This is a genomic window from Neisseria sp. P0021.S007 (assembly GCF_051956855.1).
The window spans coordinates 1-464 of sequence record NZ_JBQCXA010001549.1 but is presented as its reverse complement, the minus strand read 5'-3'; the positions used below and the strand labels follow the sequence as shown (position 1 = coordinate 464).

Below are 464 nucleotides of genomic sequence, written 5' to 3'. Positions count from 1 at the left end.
ATGCAGAATGGATAGCTAACCGTGCACCTTTATTACCAAAAGATTTTTCTATGGCTTATTGGAACGGTGCTCATCCTTCCCTTCAATTGCCACATCTAAAGCCTAACCATATCTATACCCTAGGATTTACCGGCATGGTACATTCCTTTCAAGCGCCCAATCAGTACTTTACTGTCGAACTACCGGTAGAGACTGTATTTGTACATGCCCATACCGCATCTAATATGTCTTTGTGTAAAGAAATGGTGTTGGATACCGTACTCGTTGATGTAGAACAACGCCGCATCGACTATACATACCGGACTTCTTTTGCAGAAGAGCTGGAAATTTCTGCATGTCAACTCAGATTTATTGCTCGACATGAACGGGCAGAACAAATCGAAGCCGCAGTTGTATGCCATCCTTCACAAAACACATCTCTCTCGATACCGCTTTCTCTTGCGGCACTCGCGTAAACAACTAAA

General features: G+C 43.3%; 1 protein-coding gene. It reads left to right on the top strand.

Going from position 1 to position 464, the window contains the following annotated elements; translation table 11 throughout:
• A partial coding sequence (locus tag ACTHUR_RS20195) for a DUF2169 domain-containing protein (protein WP_440400583.1) occupies positions 1–455 on the top strand: 455 nt, incomplete at its 5' end.
• Positions 456–464: the final 9 nt, after the last annotated feature.